This window comes from Pseudomonas viridiflava, assembly GCF_900602065.1.
Classification (GTDB): domain Bacteria; phylum Pseudomonadota; class Gammaproteobacteria; order Pseudomonadales; family Pseudomonadaceae; genus Aquipseudomonas.
In genome coordinates, this window is sequence record NZ_UWFN01000388.1 from 1 (window position 1) to 383 (window position 383).

General features: G+C 57.4%; 2 protein-coding genes. Both read left to right on the plus strand.

The window, feature by feature from the left end; genetic code table 11:
* On the plus strand, nt 1–167 hold a 167-nt coding region (locus EE949_RS29315), incomplete at its 5' end, for a diguanylate cyclase domain-containing protein (RefSeq protein ID WP_122667469.1).
* A gap of 168 nt (nt 168–335) precedes the next feature.
* Nucleotides 336–383, plus strand: a 48-nt coding sequence (locus tag EE949_RS30435) for an acyl-CoA dehydrogenase N-terminal domain-containing protein (protein WP_205577006.1), incomplete at its 3' end; no start/stop codon positions are given.

Genomic DNA, 383 nt, shown 5'->3' on the forward strand with positions numbered 1-383 from the left:
GCATCGGTGTGGCCGAGCGTCAGCCGGAACATCGCACGCCTGAAGAAGTGCTCAAGGCTGCCGACCAGGCACTCTACGCCGCGAAGGGCGCGGGGCGCAATTGTGTGATTTCCCACCAGCAGCAGAGCCGGCGCGGAGCCGTGCGAACCACCGAAGCGGCGACCTGATAAAACGTTTCTGACCAGTGACCTGTTATGACTTGATAGTCACGACACGACCCTATGTGTCTGAAATGTTGTTCGGGTAGACTCGTGTCTATCGACGGCTGATCCGTGTTTCCGACCGCAACGAATCAGCATTTACAGGTCTCTCGCTCCGTTTTCACGAGGTTTGCCATGGCTGATTACAAAGCGCCGCTGCGCGATATGCGCTTCGTCCTCAAT